General features: G+C 71.9%; 24 protein-coding genes, 1 other RNA gene and 1 pseudogene. 21 read left to right on the plus strand and 5 right to left on the minus strand.

Features of this window, described 5'->3' with window-relative positions:
* A pseudogene (locus ABD268_RS22375) lies at positions 1-124 on the plus strand (IS481 family transposase); the annotation flags it as partial.
* A 60-nt stretch (positions 125-184) separates the two neighbouring features.
* Here ABD268_RS22375 and ABD268_RS22380 read toward each other — a convergent pair.
* Both ABD268_RS22380 and ABD268_RS22385 read right to left on the minus strand, forming a co-directional pair.
* The gene (locus ABD268_RS22380; protein WP_344158047.1) at positions 185-781 is read right to left on the minus strand and encodes a DivIVA domain-containing protein; all 597 of its coding nucleotides are present in this window, start codon (positions 779-781) and stop codon (positions 185-187) included.
* Entirely contained in the window at positions 778-1173 is a 396-nt protein-coding gene (locus ABD268_RS22385; RefSeq protein WP_344158050.1) for a group I truncated hemoglobin, read from the minus strand. Before ABD268_RS22385 ends, ABD268_RS22380 begins: the two co-directional genes overlap by 4 nt.
* Positions 1174-1378: 205 nt before the next feature.
* Between ABD268_RS22385 and ABD268_RS22390 the strand changes: the two genes are divergently transcribed.
* The 11 genes from ABD268_RS22390 (at position 1379) to prfB (ending at position 8987) form a co-directional block, all read left to right on the plus strand.
* Positions 1379-2632 (plus strand): TadA family conjugal transfer-associated ATPase, encoded by a 1254-nt coding sequence (locus ABD268_RS22390; RefSeq protein ID WP_344158053.1) that lies wholly within the window; start codon positions 1379-1381, stop codon positions 2630-2632.
* Complete coding sequence (locus ABD268_RS22395) at positions 2632-3486, plus strand: type II secretion system F family protein (RefSeq protein ID WP_344158056.1); 855 nt, start codon at positions 2632-2634, stop codon at positions 3484-3486. The genes ABD268_RS22390 and ABD268_RS22395 overlap by 1 nt, the downstream gene beginning before the upstream one ends.
* Positions 3483-4424 carry a type II secretion system F family protein gene (locus ABD268_RS22400; protein ID WP_344158059.1) on the plus strand — a complete coding sequence of 314 codons (942 nt, stop codon included), beginning with the start codon at positions 3483-3485 and terminating at the stop codon, positions 4422-4424. The genes ABD268_RS22395 and ABD268_RS22400 overlap by 4 nt, the downstream gene beginning before the upstream one ends.
* 30 nt (positions 4425-4454) lie before the next feature.
* Positions 4455-4652 carry a hypothetical protein gene (locus ABD268_RS22405; RefSeq protein ID WP_344158062.1) on the plus strand — a complete coding sequence of 66 codons (198 nt, stop codon included), beginning with the start codon at positions 4455-4457 and terminating at the stop codon, positions 4650-4652.
* A gap of 12 nt (positions 4653-4664) precedes the next feature.
* Positions 4665-5048, plus strand: a complete 384-nt coding sequence (locus ABD268_RS22410) for a TadE/TadG family type IV pilus assembly protein (RefSeq protein WP_344158065.1) — start codon at positions 4665-4667, stop codon at positions 5046-5048.
* A complete protein-coding gene (locus ABD268_RS22415; protein ID WP_344158068.1) occupies positions 5045-5488 on the plus strand; it encodes a hypothetical protein in 444 nt (147 codons plus the stop codon). Before ABD268_RS22410 ends, ABD268_RS22415 begins: the two co-directional genes overlap by 4 nt.
* A complete protein-coding gene (locus tag ABD268_RS22420; RefSeq protein WP_344158071.1) occupies positions 5485-5934 on the plus strand; it encodes a Tad domain-containing protein in 450 nt (149 codons plus the stop codon). Before ABD268_RS22415 ends, ABD268_RS22420 begins: the two co-directional genes overlap by 4 nt.
* Positions 5935-6083: 149 nt before the next feature.
* Positions 6084-6596, plus strand: coding sequence for a sigma-70 family RNA polymerase sigma factor (locus ABD268_RS22425; RefSeq protein ID WP_344158074.1), 513 nt, complete (start codon positions 6084-6086; stop codon positions 6594-6596).
* Entirely contained in the window at positions 6589-7290 is a 702-nt protein-coding gene (locus ABD268_RS22430) for a hypothetical protein (protein ID WP_344158077.1), read from the plus strand. Before ABD268_RS22425 ends, ABD268_RS22430 begins: the two co-directional genes overlap by 8 nt.
* A gap of 59 nt (positions 7291-7349) precedes the next feature.
* Positions 7350-7811 carry a CAP domain-containing protein gene (locus ABD268_RS22435; protein WP_344158080.1) on the plus strand — a complete coding sequence of 154 codons (462 nt, stop codon included), beginning with the start codon at positions 7350-7352 and terminating at the stop codon, positions 7809-7811.
* 57 nt (positions 7812-7868) lie between these two features.
* Positions 7869-8987 carry a peptide chain release factor 2 gene (gene prfB / locus ABD268_RS22440; protein ID WP_344158083.1) on the plus strand — a complete coding sequence of 373 codons (1119 nt, stop codon included), beginning with the start codon at positions 7869-7871 and terminating at the stop codon, positions 8985-8987.
* Here prfB and ABD268_RS22445 read toward each other — a convergent pair.
* The gene (locus ABD268_RS22445) at positions 8984-10321 is read right to left on the minus strand and encodes a zinc metalloprotease (protein ID WP_344158086.1); all 1338 of its coding nucleotides are present in this window, start codon (positions 10319-10321) and stop codon (positions 8984-8986) included. The two genes, prfB and ABD268_RS22445, sit on opposite strands and share 4 nt — an antisense overlap.
* Positions 10322-10422: 101 nt before the next feature.
* The gene (locus ABD268_RS22450) at positions 10423-11037 is read right to left on the minus strand and encodes a hypothetical protein (RefSeq protein WP_344158089.1); all 615 of its coding nucleotides are present in this window, start codon (positions 11035-11037) and stop codon (positions 10423-10425) included.
* Positions 11038-11096: 59 nt separating this feature from the next.
* Here ABD268_RS22450 and ABD268_RS22455 point away from each other — a divergent pair, with 59 nt between their 5' ends.
* From ABD268_RS22455 to ABD268_RS22495, 9 genes are all read left to right on the plus strand, one after another.
* Positions 11097-13001, plus strand: coding sequence for an alpha-amylase family protein (locus tag ABD268_RS22455; protein WP_344158092.1), 1905 nt, complete (start codon positions 11097-11099; stop codon positions 12999-13001).
* 64 nt (positions 13002-13065) lie between these two features.
* On the plus strand, positions 13066-13755 hold the full coding sequence (ftsE, locus tag ABD268_RS22460) for a cell division ATP-binding protein FtsE (RefSeq protein WP_344158095.1): 690 nt from the start codon (positions 13066-13068) through the stop codon (positions 13753-13755).
* Between the two features lie 51 nt (positions 13756-13806).
* The gene (ftsX, locus tag ABD268_RS22465; protein ID WP_344158098.1) at positions 13807-14718 is read left to right on the plus strand and encodes a permease-like cell division protein FtsX; all 912 of its coding nucleotides are present in this window, start codon (positions 13807-13809) and stop codon (positions 14716-14718) included.
* A 53-nt stretch (positions 14719-14771) separates the two neighbouring features.
* Positions 14772-16037 (plus strand): murein hydrolase activator EnvC family protein, encoded by a 1266-nt coding sequence (locus ABD268_RS22470; protein WP_344158100.1) that lies wholly within the window; start codon positions 14772-14774, stop codon positions 16035-16037.
* A gap of 89 nt (positions 16038-16126) precedes the next feature.
* Positions 16127-16603: an SsrA-binding protein SmpB gene (gene smpB, locus ABD268_RS22475; RefSeq protein ID WP_344158103.1), complete on the plus strand. Its 477-nt coding sequence runs from the start codon at positions 16127-16129 to the stop codon at positions 16601-16603.
* Positions 16604-16607: 4 nt separating this feature from the next.
* Positions 16608-17513 carry an amidohydrolase family protein gene (locus tag ABD268_RS22480; RefSeq protein ID WP_344158106.1) on the plus strand — a complete coding sequence of 302 codons (906 nt, stop codon included), beginning with the start codon at positions 16608-16610 and terminating at the stop codon, positions 17511-17513.
* A 308-nt stretch (positions 17514-17821) separates the two neighbouring features.
* Complete coding sequence (locus ABD268_RS22485; RefSeq protein ID WP_344158109.1) at positions 17822-18712, plus strand: hypothetical protein; 891 nt, start codon at positions 17822-17824, stop codon at positions 18710-18712.
* A gap of 54 nt (positions 18713-18766) precedes the next feature.
* Positions 18767-19137, plus strand: a transfer-messenger RNA (tmRNA) gene (gene ssrA, locus ABD268_RS22490).
* Between the two features lie 154 nt (positions 19138-19291).
* On the plus strand, positions 19292-19555 hold the full coding sequence (locus tag ABD268_RS22495; RefSeq protein WP_344158112.1) for an isochorismatase family protein: 264 nt from the start codon (positions 19292-19294) through the stop codon (positions 19553-19555).
* A gap of 55 nt (positions 19556-19610) precedes the next feature.
* Here the strand turns inward: ABD268_RS22495 and ABD268_RS22500 are convergent, their stop codons facing one another.
* Positions 19611-20957, minus strand: a complete 1347-nt coding sequence (locus ABD268_RS22500; RefSeq protein ID WP_344158115.1) for an NAD-dependent succinate-semialdehyde dehydrogenase — start codon at positions 20955-20957, stop codon at positions 19611-19613.
* Positions 20958-21111: the final 154 nt, after the last annotated feature.

Below are 21111 nucleotides of genomic sequence, written 5' to 3' on the forward strand. Positions count from 1 at the left end.
AACCGAACGCGCAGCCGCCTACCCCGCCTGGCTGCACACCTACAATCACCACCGCGGCCACACCGCACTCCGCGGCAAGTCACCCATCCAGCTCGTGCCCAACCTGCGTGGACAGAACACCTAGGGCCGAAGTGCCCTCGTCGTCAGGGCCCCCGGACGCGGGCCCGGGTGGCCCGGTCGTGCGCTAGTCGCGCGTGCGCCCCCGGATGCTCCACACCTGGTCGTAGATGCTGGCCTTCTCGCTCTCGCTGCTGCCGCCGTCCCACTGCCCGGTCAGCGCGTCGACGACGGAGCGCAGCTCGGCCCTGGTCACCCGGTCGGTGGTGCGGACGTCCCAGGCCTTCGCGGCGGCCCTCGGCGGAGGCACCTGCGGCCGCGGCGTCCCGGTGCGCCGGGCTGCCTCCTCGGCCGCCGTGTAGGCGCTCCGGAGGATGTCGCGCTGCTGGTTGCGGGCGGACACCATCAGCTCGCGGGCGTGGAGCACGGCCTGCTCGACGACCTGGTCGGCGACCTGCTGGGCCTGGTTGATCAGCGCCACCGTCTGCGGGGTCGCCGGCGCCCGCTCCGACTCCTGCCGGAGTCCGCGGTTCTCCGCCCGGAGCTGCTCGACCTCGGCACGCCGACGTGCGAGCTCGGACTGCATGTCCTCGACCTGGTCGGCCAGGAGCTCGAGGTACTCGCGGACCTCGTCCTCGTCCAGCCCGCGCATCCGGTGGCCGAAGACCTCGCTGCGGATGCTGGCCGGTGACAGGTGCGTGGTGTTCCGATCCCCGGCGGTCACGTCGGCATCGCACCCAGGGACACGAAGCTCCGACCCAGGTCGGCCAGCGCGTCGCGCACCCGTCCGATGATCGCCGGCTTCATGCCGGCCTCGACCAGGACCTGGACGAGGTAGGACCAGACGTTCTCGTGGTCGGCACGCGCGAGACCCATCCGTGCGTACGCCAGACGGAGGTTCCGGCGGTCGAAGGTCGCGGGCCCGCCGAGCAGCTGCGTCACCATCTGGACCTGGTGGCTCTTGAGCTGCGCGAGGTCGGCGCCCTCGAAGTGGCCGGCGAGCCGTTCGTCGTCGAGGACGAGCTGGTAGAGGCGATCGACGAGGGCCTCCACCGCTGGTCTCCCGCCGACGAGCTCGTAGTCGGAGTCGTGCGGCAACGGTGCTTCGACAGCCAACGGGACCCTCCACTCGTACAGCCCCCGCTGACGACTCGGATTTTCGACCAACCGCGGGGGTGCCCGCAACCCCCCGTCCCCAAGATTTCTCGTCCGGACCGCGATCCCATTTCTTTGCCTTGTCCACAGATTGGCTCGTGACCCTGCCGGGTAGGAGGCCGTTGGCCCTAGGGTCAGGCAAGGTCACTCGGGACGGGGGTCAGCGATGGTGGCGACCGCGTCGGACGCGCACGGTGAGCTGCTCGAGCTGCTCGACCAGCACGTGCGCGAGCTGGTGCGTCGGGAGGGTGTGGACCCTCAGCGCGACGCCGAGCTCGTGCGGCGGATCGCCGACCGCGTGGTGCGCGAGCACGACGAGCGCAGCCTGACCGGGGTGGTGGCGCCGGTCCCCGACGTCGAGGCCGTGGTGGGCGAGCTGGTCGCCCGGGTCTCCGGCTTCGGGCCGCTGCAGCCGTTCCTGGACGACCCGAGCGTCGAGGAGATCTGGATCAACGACCCGAGCAGGGTCTTCGTGGCCCGCAACGGGCGGCACGAGCTCACCAACCTGATGCTGAGCACTGCGCAGGTCCAGGAGCTGGTCGAGCGGATGCTCAAGTCGAGCGGCCGGCGGATCGACATCAGCCAGCCCTTCGTCGACGCCATGCTGCCACAGGGCCATCGGCTGCACGTGGTGCTCGAGGGCATCAGCCGGGGCTTCTCCGCGGTCAACATCCGCAAGTTCGTGCTGCGCGCTGCCCGGCTGCACGACCTCGTGGAGCTCGGGAGCCTCACCCCGCCCTCGGCCGCCTTCCTCGAGGCCTCGGTCCGGGCCGGCCTCAACGTGCTCGTCGCCGGCGGGACCCAGGCGGGCAAGACCACCATGCTGAACTGCCTGGCCGCGGCCATCCCCGGCGGCGAGCGGGTCATCTCCGCCGAGGAGGTGTTCGAGCTGCGGTTCCCGCACCCGGACTGGGTGCCGCTCCAGACCCGGCAGTCCGGCCTCGAGGGCACCGGCGAGATCCGGCTGCGGGACCTGGTGAAGGAGAGCCTGCGGATGCGCCCGAGCCGGATCATCGTCGGTGAGGTGCGCTCCGAGGAGTGCCTGGACCTCCTGCTCGCGCTGAACGCCGGGCTCCCCGGCATGTGCACGATCCACGCCAACAGCGCCCGTGAGGCCCTGGTGAAGATGTGCACGCTGCCGCTGCTGGCCGGCGAGAACATCTCGGCCCGCTTCGTGGTGCCCACCGTGGCGTCCTCGGTCGACCTGGTGGTCCACCTCGGCATCGACCACCACGGCGTACGCCGGGTCAACGAGATCGTGGGTGTGCCCGGGCGGGCCGAGAACGACGTGATCGAGACCGAGCCGATCTTCCGGCGCGCGGGCGGGGAGCTGCGCTGGGCCAACGGCATGCCGCCCCGCCCGGAGCTCTACGAGCGCGTCGGGATCGACGTGCACCGGATCCTCAACGGGGCCCACTGATGGGGGCGCTGGTCGGGCTCGGGCTCGGCCTCGGGCTGATGCTGGTCTGGTCGGCGTTCTTCCTGCCCAGGTCGGCTCGCAGCACCGGCCGGTCGGCAGGGTGGCTTGCGCGGCTGCTCGCCCGGGCCGGGCTGGGCCAGGTCTCGGTCACGGGATTCGTGATCCTGTGCCTGAGCCTCGGCCTCGTCGCCACCGTGGTGATCCAGGTGGTCTCCGGCACCCCGCCGGTCGCGATCGCGTTCGGGGTGATGGGGGCCTGGCTGCCGGTGACCGTCGTGTCCTCGCGGGCCCGGCACCGCCAGCGGGAGTTCGCCGAGGTGTGGCCCGAGGCGGTCGACAACCTCGCCTCCGCGGTCCGCGCGGGCATGTCCCTCCCGGACGCGCTCGCCGCGCTCGGTGTCCGCGGTCCCGAGCCCTTGCGCGGCGCCTTCGACGAGTTCGCCCTCGACTACCAGGTGACCGGTCGGTTCGGCGAGTGCCTGGACCGGCTCAAGGAACGCCTGGCCGACCCGGTCGGCGACCGGGTCGTCGAGGGCCTGCGGATCGCCCGCGAGGTGGGCGGCGGTGAGCTCGGCCGGCTGCTGCGCAACCTGTCCGGCTACCTGCGCGACGAGGCCCGCACCCGGTCCGAGATGGAGTCGCGGCAGGCGTGGACGGTCAACGGCGCGCGCCTGGCGGTGGCGTCACCGTGGCTGGTGCTGCTGTTCATGTCCTTCCAGTCCGAGGTCATCCACCGCTACGCCTCGCCCGGCGGCGTGGCCGTCCTGGTGTTCGGCGCGGCCGCGTGTGTGGTGTCCTACCGGCTGATGATGCGCCTGGGCCGGCTCCCGACCGAGCGGCGGATCCTCTCGTGACGCCCGGGGTGTGCGGCGCGTTCCTCGGCGCGGTCCTGGCGGGTGGGCTGCTGCTGGTCGTCAGCAGGGTGCTGGCGCTGCGCCGGACCCAGATCGCGGTGCGCGTGCTGCCCTACGTCCGCGACCTGCCCCAGGTCGGCCGCACCCCCGGGCTGCGGGGCGTCTCCGCCTCGCCGACCTCCGCCGCCGCGGGAGTCTTCGGGCCGGTGCTGCGCTCCGCCGCGGACACCGTCGAGCGGGTGCTGGGCGGGGCCGCGTCGGTGCGTCGCAGGCTGGCGCGGGCCGACCTCGACAAGACCGTGCACGAGTTCCGGGTCGAGCAGGTGCTGTGGGGGACCGCCGCGTTCGCGGTCGCCGCGGCGTACGCCGTCCTGCGCGCCCTCGCCGACCCGGGTGGCGCGGTGACCTCGCTGCTGCTCTGCATGGTCGCGTTCGTGCTCGGCGTGCTGGCCCGCGACACCCACCTCTCGAACCAGGTCAAGCAGCGCGAGCGACAGATCCTCGCCGAGTTCCCGACCGTGGCCGAGCTGCTGGCCCTCGCGGTGGCCGCCGGCGAGGGCCCGGTGGCGGCCCTCGACCGGGTCGTCCAGCGCAGCGGTGGCGCGCTCTCCTCCGACCTCGGCCGGGTGCTGGCGGCAGTGCGCACCGGTGAGCCCGTCGGGGCGGCGTTCGACCGGATGGCCGCGGCGACCGGTCTGCCGCTGGTGGCCCGCTTCGCCCAGGGGGTCGCCGTGGCGGTGGAGCGCGGCACCCCGCTCGCCGAGGTGCTGCACGCCCAGGCCGCCGACGTGCGCGAGGCCGGACGGCGGGAGCTGATCGAGGTCGCCGCCCGCAAGGAGGTCCTGATGATGGTGCCCGTCGTCTTCCTGGTCCTCCCGGTCACCATCCTCTTCGCCTTCTGGCCCGGCGTCATCGGCCTCCACCTGACCACACCCTGACCCGCTGGCTTCCCGGAAAGGACGCACACGATGGAACACCTCTCGCAGGCGATGACGAGGCTCTACGTCCTGCTGACCCTGCCCAGACCCCGTGACGAGCGGGGCGACGTCCCCGGCTGGGTGCTCATCACCGTCATGACGGCCGGGCTGGTGATGGCGATCTGGGGTGTGGCCAAGGGCCAGCTCAGCTCCATGCTCCGCGAGGCGCTCGCCTCCGTGCACAACTGACGAGCGATGCACGTGCGTCGGACGCGCGGCCAGCGCGGCTCCGCGGTCGTGGACTTCGTGCTGGTGCTGGTCGTGCTCGTCCCGCTCTTCCTCGGCATCCTCCAGGTCGGGCTGGTGCTCTTCGTCCGCAACACTCTCGCCGCGGCCGCGTCGGAGGGTGCGCGGTACGCCGCCACCCGGGACGGCGACCTCGCCGACGGGCAGGCGCGCACGCGTGACCAGATCGACGACGCCGTCTCGGGTCGCTTCGCCCGCGACGTCGACGTACGCCGGGTGGTCGTCGACGGCGCGCCCGGCGTCGAGGTTGTCGTCCACGCCCGCGTCCCGGCGCTCGGCATCGGCGGCCCCGCGGTCGAGCTCGAGGTGTCCGGCCACGCCGTCGAGGAGGAACGATGAGGCGGCGGGGTCCCGACGAGCGGGGCAGTGCCCTGGTCGAGCTGACCTGGCTCGGCATCCTGCTGATGGTGCCGATGCTGTGGATCGTGCTGTCCGTCTTCGAGGTGCAGCGGGGTGCGTTCGGGGTCAGTGCCGCGGCGCGCGCCGCCGGGCGCGCCTACGCGCTGGCCCCCACCGACGCCGAGGGGCGGGCCCGCGCTGAGGCCGCCGCCCGGCAGGCGCTCGCGGACCAGGGACTCGACCGGGCGCCGTTGGATCTCGAGGTGTCCTGCCGGCCCTTCCCGCACGACTGCCACAGCGGCACCTCGGTCATCACCGTCAGCGTCCACTCCCGGGTGGACCTGCCGCTGATGCCGCAGGTGCTGGGCGGTGACGCGCCGAGCTTCGCCCTCGACGCGAGCCACACCGTCCCGATCGGCCAGTTCCAGGGGGTCCGGTGAGGACCCGCCCGGACGAGCACGGCCAGGCGACCGTGATGATCATCGGCTTCGCGATCGTGCTCGCCATGGTCGTCGCCCTGGTGACCGACGCGTCCGCGGCGTACCTCCAGCGGCAGGGCCTCGACACCGTCGCGGACGGCGCGGCCCTGCGCGGCGCCGACCTCGGCGCGACGGGGGAGGAGACCTACACCGGTGGGCTCCCCGACCGGGACCTCGCGCTCACGCCGGCCGCGGTGCGCGCCGCCGTGCACGCCTACCTCGGCGACATCGGGGCCTACCGGAAGTACCCCGGCCTCACCTTCGACGTGGGGGTCGACGGCACCGCGCACCGGGTCACCGTCACCGTCCACGCCCCGCTCGACCTGCCGTTGACGGTGCCCGGCGCGCCGGGCACCGCGTCCGTCGGGGCGACCGGCTCGGCCGTGGTCGAGGTGGACCCCGGCTGACGCCGTCGACCGCGTGGCCTCCCCACCGCGGGCGATGCGCCCGGCGGACTCCTGGAGGATTCTGGGAGGAACGGCAACCCGGGTCACTGCTCGCGCGTGTCTGGTTCAAGCGGTTGCCGGCAGGGCGGCCAGGACCAGCGGAGGTCGGCATGGCGTCGAGGAGGGCCAGCGACTTCACTGCCTTCTACGAGGCGACGTTCGGACGCACCGTGGCCTGCGCCTACGCCGTCGTCGGTGACCTCCGCGAGGCCGAGGACGCCGCCCAGGAGGCCTACGTCCAGGCCTGGCGGCACTGGCGCGACATCAGCGGGTACGACGACCCGGCGGCGTGGGTGCGCCACGTCGCCGTGAACCAGTCGATCACCCGGGTGCGCCGCCGGCAGACCGCCCGGCGCTACCTGCGCCGGTCCGGGCCGCCGCGGGCCGCGGACCCGCCGGACCTGACGACGGTCGAGCTGGTCCGCGCGCTGCGGAGCCTCACCGAGGAGACCCGCCGGGCCGTGGTGCTGCACCACATCGCCGACCTCCCCGTCGCCGAGATCGCGCGCATGGAGGAGGCCCCCGAAGGCACCATCAAGGCGCGGCTCGCCCGTGGGCGCTGGGCGCTCGCCGCCCAGCTCTCCGAGTCCACCGACAACGGGAAGGAGGTCCGCCATGCCTGACACGGACCTGGACCGGGCCTTCGACACCTTCGTGCTGGAGATCGAGCGTGCCGTGACCGAACCCGGGGCCAAGCAGGCCCGGAGCACGTTGCTGCGGCGGCGGGCGGGGGTCGCGGGTGCCGCCCTCCTCGTGGTCGCGGTGGTCGGCGGCATCGCCGCCGCCCAGGGTGGAGCCGGGACTCACGAGCCGCAGCCCGCCCCGCCGGTGACGCGGACCGACGACACCAGCGTCGCCGGAGGAGACTTCTACCCGACCGCCGCGATCGACGGGCACTGGCGCACCAGGCACCTGTCGCAGGCCGAGGTCCGTGAGCTCCTGGTCGCCACGGGACGCGAGGGCGTGCTGGCCTGGTGGGTGTCCCGCCCCTTCGAGGGCCGTCCCCGGCTCACGTTCTCGGCAGCCGGCGTCAACGGCCACAACCTGTCGCTCGGGACCGATGCGGAGCCCTACCTCCGGTCACTGGCCTGGGGTTCCATCACCCACCACCGGGACGAGGTCGTCCTCAACCGACACTTCACCTCGAGGCCGGGCGTGAAGCTGCGCTACACGATCAGCGGATCCCGGCTGGACCTCGACGTCCTGTCGAGCGCCTGGCCGGAGCGGCACGGCCGGTCCGGCCTCGAGCAGGCGCGCGTGCTGTACTCCGGGCTGCCCTTCACCCGCTTCGTCAGCCCCGGACCCTGGGGGAACTGAGTACCGGGTCCACTAAGATCGCGACGATCCCGGAACTCTCGGACCCAGGGAGACTCGTCATGCGACTCGCGTCGGCGTACGCCGTGGCCCTCGCCGCGCTCATCCTCCTCTCGCTGCTCCCCGCGCCCGCGGCCCTGGCCGACACCACGGCCGGGTCCTACGCGCGGGCGGCCTTCCGGACCACCAACCACCAGCGGGTGAAGCACGACCGGGTGCGGCTGCGGAAGGGTGACTGCCTGCGTGGCTTCGCCAGGAAGCAGGCGGTGCGGATGGCCACCCGCGAGGAGGTCTTCCACCAGGACCTGCAGCCGATCCTGAAGAAGTGCGCGATGCGCCTGGTGGGGGAGAACGTCGCCGCCGGCTTCCCCTCGGGGAGGTCCGTGGTGAACGACGGCTGGATGAAGTCCAAGGCCCATCGGGCCAACATCCTCGAGCGGCGCTACCGCCGGATGGCGGTCGTCGCCCGCAAGGGGGACGACGGCCGCTGGTACGTCTCGCAGGTCTTCGGGCGCGCCGCCTGAGGTCCGCGGCTCCGCCGGTTCGGGCTGACCACCCGCGTGCCGGTAGGCTCGCTCCTTGTGGCAGGCCCCGACTTCGACACCGAGATCAAGCAGCTCCAGGCGACGATGCGCACCATCGAGCAGGTGCTCGACGTGGACGCCATGCGCACGGAGATCGCCGACCTGGGTGAGCAGGTCGCCGCGCCCGACCTGTGGGACGACCAGGACAACGCCACCCGGGTCACCGGCCGCCTCTCCGCGCTCCAGGGCGAGCTGGACCGGTTCAGCGCGCTGAGCAGCCGCGTGGAGGACCTCGGTGTGCTCGTCGAGCTCGGCCAGGAGGAGGGCGACGCCGACTCGCTCGCCGAGGCCGAGTCCGAGCTCGCCAGGATCAAGAAGTCCGTCGAGGCGCTCGAGGTCCGCACCCTGCTCTCCGGTGAGTACGACGCCCGCGAGGCGCTGGTGACCATCCGCTCGGGCGCCGGGGGCGTCGACGCCGCGGACTTCGCCGAGATGCTGCTGCGGATGTACACGCGCTGGGCCGAGCAGCACAAGTACCCCGTCGAGGTGTTCGACACCTCCTACGCCGAGGAGGCCGGCCTGAAGTCGGCCACCTTCGCCGTGCACGCGCCGTACGCCTACGGGACGCTCAGCGTCGAGGCCGGCACCCACCGCCTGGTCCGGATCAGCCCCTTCGACAACCAGGGCCGCCGCCAGACCAGCTTCGCGGCCGTCGAGGTCGTGCCGGTGCTGGAGCAGACCGACGAGATCGACGTCCCCGACGAGGAGATTCGGGTCGACGTCTACCGCTCCGGTGGCCCCGGCGGCCAGTCGGTCAACACCACCGACTCCGCGGTCCGCCTGACCCACATCCCCACCGGCACGGTCGTCAGCTGCCAGAACGAGAAGAGCCAGCTGCAGAACAAGGCCAGCGCGATGGTGGTGCTCAAGGCCAAGCTGCTGGCGCTGAAGAAGGCCGAGGAGAAGGCGCACCTCGACGAGATGCGCGGCGACGTCGCGGCCTCGTGGGGCGACCAGATGCGCAACTACGTGCTCAACCCCTACCAGATCGTGAAGGACCTGCGGACCGGCTACGAGGTCGGCAACCCGGCGGCGGTGTTCGACGGTGACCTCGACGGCTTCCTCGAGGCCGGGATCCGCTGGCGCCGCGGCGCCGAGAAGGCCGCCGCGAACTAGCGGGCTGCCGCGCCCTCGGGGACTGCTGCCGGGAGGCAGCCGGTCTGGCGCAGGGTGTAGGAGCCCACGCTGCCGTAGCCGCCGTACCCCTCCACGGGGCCGCGACGGCCGACCCCCTCGACGGCCACGAAGTAGCTCCCGGCCGGCACCGAGGCCTCGACCCTCGCCGACATCCCGCTCGCCCGGTCGCGGGTCTTCATCCGCGAGGGCGGGTTGGCCGACGTCACCACCGTCCCGTCGGCTCGGAGCAGGCTGAGCCGGATGTCCAGGTCCGGCGAGGCCGGAGCCCGCCGCGCGGACAGGGTGACCGGTGCGGTGCAGGAGCCGAGCGCGTAGACGTCGACGTCCGCGTCGTCGGTGATGTACGCCGGGCCGGCCGGCAGCGGGCCGGCACCCTCGGTCGTGCCGCCGGCCTCGTCGTCACGCAGCGGGGCGCCGTTCGCGGCGATGATCGCCAGGTCGTCCTGCTGGTTGTTCGCACCGGCGTAGTCGCCGCGGCTCCACTGCACGATCGGCCGGCCGAAGCCCGCACCCATGATCGGCGCCCAGCTGCGGTGGCCCCCGTAGTAGCCGTCGGTGGCGCTGCCGTCGTGGAGCAGCCCGAAGTTGTGCCCGACCTCGTGGCTGATCACCTCGGCCAGGTTCTTCACGTCGTCGCCCACCATCCGCGGGAAGACGAGGGCGGGCTGGTAGAAGTCGTGGCCGGTCGTCAGGTCGAAGACGTCGTACCAGGCGCTCCCGGAGCACACGTAGGTGCACGCGGCACGCATCGCCGCCTTGCTGGAGGTGACCAGCACCCGGGTGCCGTACGACGGGTCGTCCGGTCCGGTGCGGTCCAGCGCCTCCGGGCCGGGATCCTGCGTGGTGACGTCGACGTCGAACGGCGCGAAGTCCTCGGCGACCCGTTGCCAGACGCTCTGGATGCTGCCCAGCTCGGTGGCGCCGAGGGGATCCTGGCCGTCGATCACCCAGCCGCTGTAGGCGCGGGCCTCCAGCCCGACGTCGGGCTCGTTCCAGGCCGTGCCGGAGACCACGCCGCCGTCGAAGTCGAGGAAGATCGTGTGCGCGGAGCCCGGCAGGCTGTGCAGGGCGAAGGTCTGGTCGAGCGGGAAGGGCGCGCGGACCGGGGTCGCCCGCTGGGTGGCGATCCGTACCGCGGTCCGGGTCGAGACGGGGTCGCGGAAGAGGGTCCGACCCGAGCTGGGCTCGGACGCCGTGGGGTCACCCAGCGCGGCCGCGGGCACGTCCGCGAGCGTGGCGAGCGCCGCGATCGCCAGGCACGTGGCCAGCGCGACCCATCCCGGTCGCCGGTGCCAGCGGGCTGCACGTCCCATCGGCCTCTCCCTCCACTCCGCTCACCAGAGTCCGGAGCAGGGGGAGAGGGCACCGAGGATCGGGCCGCGGGTGACCAGATCTGGGTAGGGTGCCCCGCCGTTCAGGAGCCGGCGGCGGTCACCACGGCGGCGCACCAGCGGCTGGCCCGCTCCGCGAGGTCGGCCCGGTCCTGCTTGGCCCGCGCACCCAGGGTGCAGCTGAGCCACGCGTCGCCGAACAGCCCGAAGTGGCCCTCCTGGACACCGCCCTTCGGCGTCCGGCACCGGGTCGTCACCGAGGGCGCGCCGAAGTCCGGACCGGCCACCTTCGCGCACCCGCGCCGCACCGAGGACCGGACCAGGTCCTGGGCACGCGCCCGCGTGATCGGGGGCGCGAAGACCCACGCCCGGGCGCTGGCGCCGCCCTTGGCGCGCCAGACGCAGCCGTACTCGTGGGCCACGTCCTTGACCTCGCGCGTCACCCAGGCCGGGTCGCCGTTGTCGTAGGCCGTGGAGGCCGCCGGCTCGGCGCCGAGAGCCGTCTTCACCGCGTCGGGCGGGACCATCGGGCAGAAGGACACCCGGGCGACCGCGAGGTCGCGGGTGGAGAGGGACTCCAGCGGGGTCGGCGGGGCGGACGGGGCCGTCGTGGGCGCGGACCCGTCGTCGGTGCAGGCCGTCAGGAGGAGCAGCGGCAGCAGCAGGGCGACGGCGAGGCGTGGACGTCGAGCGAGCACGTCCTCAACATACGGCCATGCTCTGGGCGGCCGGCCCGCGGTGCGCTTGAATGCATCCGATGGAGACGCCCGACCACCTCCACGCCGCCGCGGCCCTGCACCTCGCCGGCGTCGGTGAGGAGCGCCGGGAGGCGTTCGCGCTCCGGGTCGACCGCTGGGCCGACGACCTCCGGGTGGCCCTCGCGGAGCTGTACGCCGAGCCGGAGGACGTCGCCCGCGGCCTGGTCGAGGTGGCGGCGCGGGCGTACGCCGCCCGGCCGGCCGCGCTGCACCGGCTCGACCAGCGCCGGCTGCTGAGCCCCGACTGGCTCCAGCAGCCGAGCATGTTCGGCTACGCCTGCTACACCGAGCGGTTCGCCGGCGACCTCGCCGGGATCGGCACGCACCTCGACCACCTCGCCGACCTCGGGGTGACCTATCTGCACCTGATGCCGCTGCTCCAGCCCCGCGAGGGCGACAACGACGGCGGGTACGCCGTCGCCGACTACCGGTCGGTCCGCGCCGACCTCGGCACCACCGACGACCTGCGCGACCTGGCCGCCACCCTCCGCGAGCGGGGCATCAGCCTGGTCGTCGACCTGGTGCTCAACCACGTCGCCCGCGAGCACGAGTGGGCCGCGAAGGCGCGCGCGGGGGACCCGGCGTACCGCTCCTACTTCCACGTGCACCCCGACCGGACCGTCCCGGACGCCTTCGAGGCGACCCTGCCCGAGGTCTTCCCCGACTTCGCGCCCGGCAGCTTCACCTGGGACGACGAGCTGCGGGGCTGGGTCTGGACGACCTTCAACGAGTGGCAGTGGGACCTCGACTGGAGCAACCCCGCGGTGATGCTGGAGCTCGCCGACATCGTCCTCACCCTCGCCAACCTCGGCGTGGAGGTGCTGCGGCTCGATGCCGTGGCCTTCCTCTGGAAGCGGCTCGGCACGAGCTGCCAGAACCAGCCCGAGGTGCACGCGATCGTCCAGGCGCTGCGCTCGGTGGCCCGGCTCGCAGCCCCGGCGCTGGCCTTCAAGGCCGAGGCGATCGTCGGGCCCCGGGACCTCGTGCAGTACCTCGGGCTGGGCCGGCACGCCGGCCGGATCAGCGACCTCGCCTACCACAACAGCCTGATGGTCCAGGTCTGGTCGATGCTCGCCACCGGCAGCACGGTGCTCGCCCGGCACGCGCTCGCGGCGCTGCCGCCGACGCCGTCGACGGCCACCTGGATCACCTACCTGCGCTGCCACGACGACATCGGCTGGGCCGTCGACGACGGCGACGCCGCCGACGTCGGGCTCGACGGGCCCGCGCACCGGCGCTTCCTGGCCGACTGGTACGCCGGGGAGTTCCCGGGCTCGTGGGCCGACGGGCTGGTCTTCCAGCACAACCCCGAGACCGGTGACCGGCGGATCAGCGGGACCGCGGCGTCGCTGCTGGGGGTCGCCGGCGACCCCGACGGCGGCCTCGCGCGGATGTTCCTGGCGCACGCGGTGATCGCCGGCTGGGGCGGCGTGCCGGTGGTGTGGAGCGGCGACGAGCTCGGCCTGCCGAACGATCCCGACTGGGCCGCCGAGCCCGGCCACGAGGACGACAACCGCTGGGCGCACCGACCCCGCCTGGACTGGGCCCGCGCGGAGCAGCGGCACGACCGGCACACCGTGGCCGGCAAGGTCTTCGGCGGGATCGCCCACCTGAGCCGGGTGCGCGCCGCGCTGCCGCAGCTGCACGCGTCGGCGCCGACCCGGGTCCTCACCGACACCGACGAGGGTGTCCTCGCCGTGGTCCGCAGCCACGCGAGCGGCCCGATGGTCTGCCTGTACAACGTGACGCCCACACCGCGGCCGTTCCCGATCCACCGCCTGCACGAGGCCGGGCTCGGGACCCCGTACGACGCCCTCGGCGGCCATCGGGTCACCGCCGGCGCCGACGGCGTGGTGTGGCTGCCGGCGTACGCCGCGTGGTGGGTCGTGGAGGAGGCGACGTGAGCCCGGCCACGCCCGTCCGACGGGGTCCCGGCGCTCTCAGGCTTCTCGACTACCCTCATGGAACGTGATTCGTTTCGAGAAGGTCACCAAGACCTATCCCGGCATGGGAAGCCCTGCCCTCGACCAGGTGACGGTCGACGTGGACAAGGGCGAGTTCGTCTTCCTCGTCGGGACCTCGGGGTCCGGCAAGTCCACGTTCCTGCGCCTGATCCTGCGCGAGTACCGCCCCACCTCTGGGCGCGTCTACGTCGCGGGCAAGGAGATCAACCGGCTCGCCGCCTGGAAGGTGCCGCGGCTGCGCCGCTCGATCGGGACGGTCTTCCAGGACTTCCGGCTGCTGCCCAACAAGACCGTGAGCGAGAACGTCGCGTTCGCGCTGCAGGTCATCGGCGGCTCCCGCTCCGAGATCGCGAGCACCGTCCCGGAGACGCTCGAGCTGGTCGGCCTCGAGGGCAAGGGGGACCGGATGCCCGACGAGCTCTCCGGTGGTGAGCAGCAGCGCGTGGCGATCGCCCGCGCCTTCGTGAACCGGCCCCAGATCCTCATCGCCGACGAGCCCACCGGAAACCTCGACCCGACCACGTCCGTGGGCATCATGAAGCTGCTCGACCGGATCAACCGCACCGGCACCACCGTGCTGATGGCCACGCACGACGCCGGCATCGTCGACCAGATGCGCAAGCGCGTGATCGAGCTGGACGACGGCCGGGTCGTCCGCGACCAGGCGCAGGGCGTCTACGGCTTCCAGCACTGACCGATCTCCCCAGTCCGCCGTCGTCGAGCACCGAAGAGAGCCTCCACACCCATGCAGCTGCGTTACGTCTTCTCCGAGCTCGCGCAGGGCCTGCGCCGCAACCTGTCGATGCACATCGCGGTCGTCCTGACCCTGTTCGTCTCGCTCACGCTGGTCGGCCTCGGTGTCCTGCTCAACCAGCAGGCGGACAAGGCCGCCGAGCACTGGGGCAACCAGCTCCAGATCACGGTCTGGCTGTGCAAGGAGAAGGACGACAACCCGGCCTGCACCGGCGCGGTCACCGACGCCCAGAAGTCCGCGATCGAGAAGGTGATCGAGGACAACCCGGAGGTGGCCGGCTACCACACCGAGTCCAAGGAGGAGGCCTTCGACAAGGTCAAGGAGCTCCTCGGCCCGGACAAGTTCGAGGGCCCCAACCCGGCTGCCACCGCGGCCGACATGCCCGAGTCGGTGTGGATCACGCTGAACGACCCCGAGGAGTACAAGGGCATCACCAGTGCGGTCGTCGGCCTGGACGGCGTGTCGGGCATCCGTGACATGCGCAACGTGCTGAAGCCGATCTACGGCTCCATCAACGCCCTGCAGTGGGGTGCGCTCGGCACGGCCGCGTTCCTGGTGTTCGCGGCGCTGCTGCTGGTCGGCAACACGATCCGCCTCGCGGCCTTCGCCCGGCGCCGGGAGATCGGAATCATGCGACTGGTCGGCGCCTCCACGCTCTACATCGCGCTGCCGTTCCTGCTCGAGGCGCTGGTGACCGCACTCATCGGTGTGGCCCTGGCGGGCGGGGCCCTGGCGGCGTTCATGTACTTCGGCATCGACCAGCGGGCGGCGACCGGTCTGAAGTTCATGCCGTGGATCGGCATGCCCGAGTACATGACCGCGCTGCTCGCCATAGCGGTGCTCGGCCCGATCCTCACCCTGCTCCCGACACTCGTGCTGACGCGCAAATACCTCAAAGTCTGAGTCCCGGGGGTTAACGTCACACCGTTCACTTCCATCACAACGAAGGCAGAACGGTGCGTTTCTTCCCCCGTGCCGCCCGCCATCGTCTCGCGGCGGCCTCCGTGGCCGGCGTGGTGGCGATCGGCGTGCTGACCGCCCCCCTCGCCAACGCCGACGACCTCAAGAGCAAGCAGAAGCACGTCCAGGGCCAGATCCACTCGGCGACGCGGGACCTGGACGAGTCCAGCAAGCGGCTGCGGCAGGCCACGGCCGCCCTCGACCAGGCCAAGGCCCGGCTCGACGCCGCCCGCCACGAGCTCGGCGTCGCGCAGGCCAAGAAGGAGGCGGCCCGGATCCGGGACCGCGAGATGCGGGAGAAGCTGGTCCAGGCCGAGGAGCGGCTGGCCAACGCCCAGGCCGACCTCGTCACCGGCCAGCAGGCGCTGGAGGACCAGCGGGGCCACGTCGCCGACACGATCACCTCGATCTACGAGGAGGGCGACCCGGCGCTGCTGGCGTTCTCCTCGCTGCTCGACGCCGAGGACCCGGCCGACCTGACCCGCCGGATGGAGGCGCGCAACGTCATCGTCGGCCGTGAGACCCGCGCGTACGACGACCTGCACGCGGCCGAGGTGCTCCTCCAGGTCCGCGAGGACGAGGTCCAGTCGGCCAAGGACGAGGTCGCGCTGCAGCGTCGCGCGGCCGCGAAGCACCTCGTCGTGATGCGCGGGCTGGTCGACGAGACCCACCGGGCCAAGGACAAGGTGACCCGCCTGGTGGGGACCCGCCAGCACGCCCGCGAGGTCGCCAACCGGGCCCACGCGCGCGACAAGGCCCAGCTGGCCAAGTTGCACCGGCAGGAGAACCGGATCAAGCAGCAGATCCTCGCGGCCGCGCGTCGTGCCGCCGCGCGGAACTCGCACGCCGGCTACCGCGGGCCGTCGGGTGGGCTGCTGATGCACCCGGTCAACGGCCCGGTCACCTCGCCGTTCGGCTACCGCGAGCACCCGATCTACCACTACTGGGGCCTGCACGACGGCACCGACTTCGGGGCCGGCTGCCACCAGCCGCTGTACGCCGTGGCCAACGGCACGGTGATGTCGGAGTACTACTCCTCGGTGTGGGGCAACCGCCTCTACCTGAACCTCGGCATGGTCAACGGCAAGAACCTCACCGTCATCTACAACCACCTCTCCGGCTACCGCGCCCACACCGGGCAGCACGTCAGCCGCGGCCAGGTCGTCGGCTGGGTCGGCACGACCGGCTGGTCGACGGGCTGCCACCTGCACTTCACCGTGATGGTGAACGGCGCGCCGGTGGACCCGATGAACTGGTTCTGACCGGTTCCGCGGTCGGCTTCGCCCGCGTCGTCGGTCGAGCTGGTCGAGACCCCTGAATCCGACTTGCCCCCGCTTGAGAGAATGGCCGGATGCCGAAGGAACAGGGGCGCAAGCTCATCGCGCAGAACAAGAAGGCGCGCCACGACTACCACATCGAGGACACCTACGAGGCCGGCCTGGTGCTCATGGGGACCGAGGTGAAGTCGCTGCGTGCCGGGCGCGCCTCCCTGGTCGACGGGTTCGTGGACATCGACGACCACGAGGCCTGGCTGCACGGCGTCCACATCCCGGAGTACTCCCAGGGCACGTGGACCAACCACGCCGCGCGGCGCAAGCGCAAGCTGCTCCTCAACCGGGCCGAGATCGACAAGATCGAGCGCCGGGTCAACGAGAAGGGGCTGACGATCGTCCCCCTCGCGCTGTACTTCCTCGACGGTCGCGCCAAGGTCGAGATCGCCCTGGCCCGAGGCAAGAAGACCTGGGACAAGCGGCACTCGCTGGCCGAGCGCCAGGCCAACCGCGAGAAGGAACAGGCCCTGGGTCGCCGGCTCAAGGGCATGGACTGACCCGGTGACCGCCGCGGTGACCGACGAGGTCGCGCGGGTCCGCGCGTTCTGGCGGGGACTGGGGCTGCCGGGTCTCTTCGACGCGCACGTCCACTTCCTGCCCGAGAACGTCCAGCGCAAGGTCTACGCGCAGTTCGACCAGGCCGGGCCCAAGATCGGCCGGGAGTGGCCGATCCGCTACCGCGGCAGCCACGAGGAGCGGGTCGAGCACCTGCGTGCCATGGGGGTACGCCGCTTCTCGGCCCTGCCGTACGCCCACCGGCCCGGCATCGCGACGTACCTCAACGACTGGGCCCGCTCGTTCGCCGAGCAGGTGCCCGAGTGCCTGTGGTCGGCGACGTTCTACCCCGAGCCTGAGGCGCCGGCGTACGTCGACAAGCTCGTCGCCGAGGGTGTCGAGGTGTTCAAGGTCCACGTGCAGGTGGGGGAGTTCCACCTCGATGCCCCGGAGCTGGACGAGGTGTGGGGCACCCTCGAGGACGCCGGCACGCCGATCGTCGTGCACGCCGGGTCCGGGCCGGTCGGCAACGCCTTCACGGGTCCCGGTCCGTTGCGCCGGGTGCTCGAGAGGTTCCCGCAGCTCGCGGTGGTCGTGGCGCACATGGGTGCCCCGGAGTACGCCGAGTTCCTGGCGTTGGCGGAGACCTTCGAGCGCACCTGCCTGGACACCACCATGGTGTTCACCGACTTCTTCGACGCCGAGGCGCCGTACCCCGCCGAGCTGCGCCACCGGCTGGTCGACCTGCAGGAGAGAAGGTGCTGCTCGGCAGCGACTTCCCGACCATCCCGTACCCCTATCCGCACCAGCTCGAGGGCCTCGAGCGGCTGGGCCTGGGGGAGGACTGGCTGCGCGCGGTCTGCTGGGAGAACGGCCTGCGCATCTTCGGCTGACGGGGCAGCACGGCGCTGAAGGCCCTTGGCGGCTCGGGACCTTAGGCCCTTGGGAGGGCACCCTGCGCCGGGTGGACTGAACGCCATGCACTCCACTTCCCCTGCTGAGGCGCGCATCCGTGCGCCCTGGGTGGGTCGACCCAGGTGAGTGTTTCGACCAGTCGTGCCGTGGCCCCCGTGAGGGAGGCCCCGGTACTGGTTCCTTCGGTCCTGAGGTGGACGGCGCTGTGCGCCGCCGCCGAGGTCGTGGGGATGACGGCCGCAGCCGCGGCATCGCGAATCGGCCATACGCTGGCCGACCGCCCCGGCCCGTTGGGGGGAGCCGGGGTGGCGATCGCGGTCGTGGTCGCCGCAGGACTGGTCGAAGGGGTGGCCCTGGGGTCGGCGCAGGCCTGGCCGCTGGGTCGCTGGCTGTCCTCGCTGCAGCGAGGACGCTACGTGCTTGCGACCGTGCTGGTCGCGGGCCTGGGGTGGGCGGGAGCTTCGGCGCCCGCCGTGTTGACGGGGGATGGCGGCGGGGACGCCCCGCCGCTGTCGCTGGTGCTCATCGGCGCCGCGGGTCTGGGACTGGTGTTGGGCCCCTTGCTGGGGCTCGCGCAGGCGGTCGCCCTACGCGGTGCGACTCCCCACCCGTGGCGCTGGGTGAGTGCAAACGCGGCGGCCTGGCCACCGGCCATGTGCCTGATCTTCCTGGGCGCCAGCCTGCCCGGGGAGAGCTGGCCGGTGGCCTGGCTGCTGCTCACCGGAGCGGTCACGGGGGCGGCTGCCGGTGCGGCGCTGGGGCTGGTCACGGGCTGGTTCCTGCCGTCGCTCACCGGGGCCCCGCCGCACAACCGACTCGTGCTCGACGTCCTGGCCTCGCCGTTCCGCGGCCGGCTGGACAGCCGCCTGGTCGGGCTCTCGGTCCACGGCCGGACATCCGGTCGCCGCTACCGCTTCCCCGTGCAGTACGCCGTGGACAGCCACGGCCTGGTCGTGGTTCCCGGCCACGCGGAGCGCAAGTCCTGGTGGACCAACCTGCGGATTCCCGGCACGCCGGTCTCCGTGCTCTGGGGCGGTGACTGGGAGCCGGGGGCCGCCGACCTGCTGCGGCCCGGCGACCCGGGCTACGACGAGGCGCTGACGACGTACACCCGTCGCTGGCCGCGTCTGCACCTGCCCGCGGGGCAGCCCGTGGTGAGAATTCGCTACGCAGGACCCCCGCTCGGGAATCCCTGATGCCCCTCGCTGGTTGAGTCGGATAGCCTGTGCACGCAGGTTGACAACTCAAGAGGGGCTGATCGGTTTCGACTTGGGACGTTAGTTCCAGGGGAAGCGGGTCGAGAAGCCAGCGTCATCTCGTAAACGATCGCTGGAAACCAATAACTGCCAACGCTAAGCGCAGTTCCTTCGCTCTCGCCGCCTGAGCGGTGATCGAAGCGTCAGACCGGGCATCCGTCTCCGTCCCGGACCCTGGCGTCATCTAGGAGACTTGCTGCTCAACCCTTGTCACGGAGGTTGAGCGGGACTTTTCCGTGACTGAGCCTGTCGGGGACGTGTCCGTGCGAGCCCCGGGGCCGAGAAAAGCGACATCGCGGACTGCACCCGGAGAAGACCTGGTTCGACGCTCGAGGACGCGGGTTCGATTCCCGCCAGCTCCACCACGACGGCTCTTCGCAGAATCAAGCGGAGACCTTCGCGGAATCGCCGGTCCCGGTGGGTCACCCACCGAGAGCCAGCCCTCTTGAACGAGAGCCGCTCCGACACCCGTCGGGGCGGCTCTCGTGGTCGTGCCCTGCATCACTTCCGGGACTTCGAGTGTCGAGGCGCTCGCGCCGGGCGGGGATACGGTGGGGACATGACCGACGACCCGTACGCCGGCTGGGCGCTGATCGTCGTGGACGCCCAGAAAGCCCGGACCTGCATGCCTGGCTGCTCGGCCAGCAGACGGCGGGCATCGTCGTGTGTGGCATCACGACCAACCACTGCTGCGAGACGACCGTCCGGGTGGGCGCCCACCTCGGTCACAACGTGACCACGACCGAGGAGATCCTCGCCGGGCGCGCTCGGCCGATCGACTGACGCGGGGACAGACCCACCGCCCCAGCGCCGCGCAACACCGGGAAACGTGCAGTGATCAGAGCAGGCGTCGGATCAGTTTCTTGTTGACGAACTCATCCATGCCGTAGCGGCCCAGCTCACGGCCGAAGCCGGAGCGCTTGATGCCGCCGAACGGAAGCTCGGCGCCGTCCAGCAGCACACCGTTGACGAACACCATGCCGGCGTCGATCCCGTCGGCCACCCGTGCGGCCTGCTTGGCGTCAGTGGTGAAGAGGTAGGAGCCGAGGCCGAACGGGGTGTCGTTCGCGACGGTGACGGCATCCTCCTCAGAAGAGGTCTTGAACACCATCGCGATCGGGCCGAACAGCTCCTCGCGGTAGACCTCGTTGTCGGGGGTGACGCCGGTGAGCACCCCGGTCGGGAAGAACGCGCCCTGGCGTTCGCCAGAGGTGACGAGCGACGCACCCTGCGCCACGGCACGGTCGACTTGCTCCTGCAGCCGCTCGGCGGCGGCGACCGAGGACAGCGGTGCGATGCCGTCGGCGTGCGCGAGTACGGCGGCGGTGAATTTCTCGACGAACTCGTCGTAGAGGTCGTCTGCGACGATGAACCGCTTGGCGGCGTTGCAGGACTGCCCGGTGTTGTCCATCCGCGCCGCGACGGCTCGCTCGACGACCGCGTCGACGTCGTCGGTGGAAAGAAGGATGAACGGGTCGGAGCCGCCGAGCTCGAGCACGACCTTCTTCAGGTTGCGGCCGGCGACCTCGGCGACTGCGGCGCCGGCGCGCTGGGAGCCGGTCAGCGACACACCGGCGACCCGGTGGTCGGCGATGATGGCGGCGGCCTGCTCGTTGGTGGCGTAGACGTTGACATAGGCGCCTTCGGGGAAGCCGGCGTCGTCGAAGATCTGTTGGATCGCCGCGGCCGACTCGGGACACTGAGGCGCGTGCTTCAGCAGCATCGTGTTGCCGATGCACAGATTCGGCCCCGCGAACCGCGCCACCTGGTAATAGGGGAAGTTCCACGGCATGATCCCCAGCAGGACGCCGAACGGCGACCTCCGGATCACCGCATCGCCCTCTCCGTCGAGCAGCGCGATCGGCTCGTCGGCCAGCCAATCCTCGGCCCGGTCGGCGTAGTACTCGTTGATCGCGGCGCTGAACTCGACCTCGCCGATGGCGTCCTCGATCGGCTTGCCCATCTCGCGGACGATGATCTCGGCGAGCTCGCCCTTGCGCTCGGTGTGCAGCTCCGCGACCCTGCGGACCAGCGCGGCCCGCTCGGCGACGGTCGTCGTGCGCGCCCATCCCTTCGAAGCCGCCGCGGCGGCTGCGATGGCGGCCTGGATCTCGGCGTCGGTGGCGGTCGCGTATTCCTTGACGACCTCACCGGTCGCCGGGTTGGTCACCGCATAGTCGGTCACGCTCGTCGCCCTCATCTCGTCAATGGGTCGATGATGCGAGATTACGGCAAGCGGGATCCGGTCAGGAATAGGGAATTGTGCCGACGCGGACGACCGGTCTTAGGGGCAGCCTCGGTGTCGTCAGAGCACCCCGGCCACCGTGGCCCCGGCACCA

The organism is Nocardioides koreensis, assembly GCF_039531775.1.
GTDB classification, from domain to species: Bacteria; Actinomycetota; Actinomycetes; order Propionibacteriales; family Nocardioidaceae; genus Nocardioides; species Nocardioides koreensis.

What these genes read in the sequence shown, in the direction of transcription:
- ABD268_RS22445 (WP_344158086.1), bottom strand. Translation starts at nt 10,321, where the DNA reads ATGGGACGTGCAGCCCGCTGGCACCGGCGACCGGGATGGGTCGCGCTG.
- ABD268_RS22405 (WP_344158062.1), top strand. Translation starts at nt 4,455, where the DNA reads ATGGAACACCTCTCGCAGGCGATGACGAGGCTCTACGTCCTGCTGACC.
- ABD268_RS22425 (WP_344158074.1), top strand. Translation starts at nt 6,084, where the DNA reads ATGGCGTCGAGGAGGGCCAGCGACTTCACTGCCTTCTACGAGGCGACG.
- ABD268_RS22395 (WP_344158056.1), top strand. Translation starts at nt 2,632, where the DNA reads ATGGGGGCGCTGGTCGGGCTCGGGCTCGGCCTCGGGCTGATGCTGGTC.
- ABD268_RS22390 (WP_344158053.1), top strand. Translation starts at nt 1,379, where the DNA reads ATGGTGGCGACCGCGTCGGACGCGCACGGTGAGCTGCTCGAGCTGCTC.
- ABD268_RS22435 (WP_344158080.1), top strand. Translation starts at nt 7,350, where the DNA reads ATGCGACTCGCGTCGGCGTACGCCGTGGCCCTCGCCGCGCTCATCCTC.
- ABD268_RS22430 (WP_344158077.1), top strand. Translation starts at nt 6,589, where the DNA reads ATGCCTGACACGGACCTGGACCGGGCCTTCGACACCTTCGTGCTGGAG.
- ABD268_RS22415 (WP_344158068.1), top strand. Translation starts at nt 5,045, where the DNA reads ATGAGGCGGCGGGGTCCCGACGAGCGGGGCAGTGCCCTGGTCGAGCTG.
- ftsX (WP_344158098.1), top strand. Translation starts at nt 13,807, where the DNA reads ATGCAGCTGCGTTACGTCTTCTCCGAGCTCGCGCAGGGCCTGCGCCGC.
- smpB (WP_344158103.1), top strand. Translation starts at nt 16,127, where the DNA reads ATGCCGAAGGAACAGGGGCGCAAGCTCATCGCGCAGAACAAGAAGGCG.
- ABD268_RS22455 (WP_344158092.1), top strand. Translation starts at nt 11,097, where the DNA reads ATGGAGACGCCCGACCACCTCCACGCCGCCGCGGCCCTGCACCTCGCC.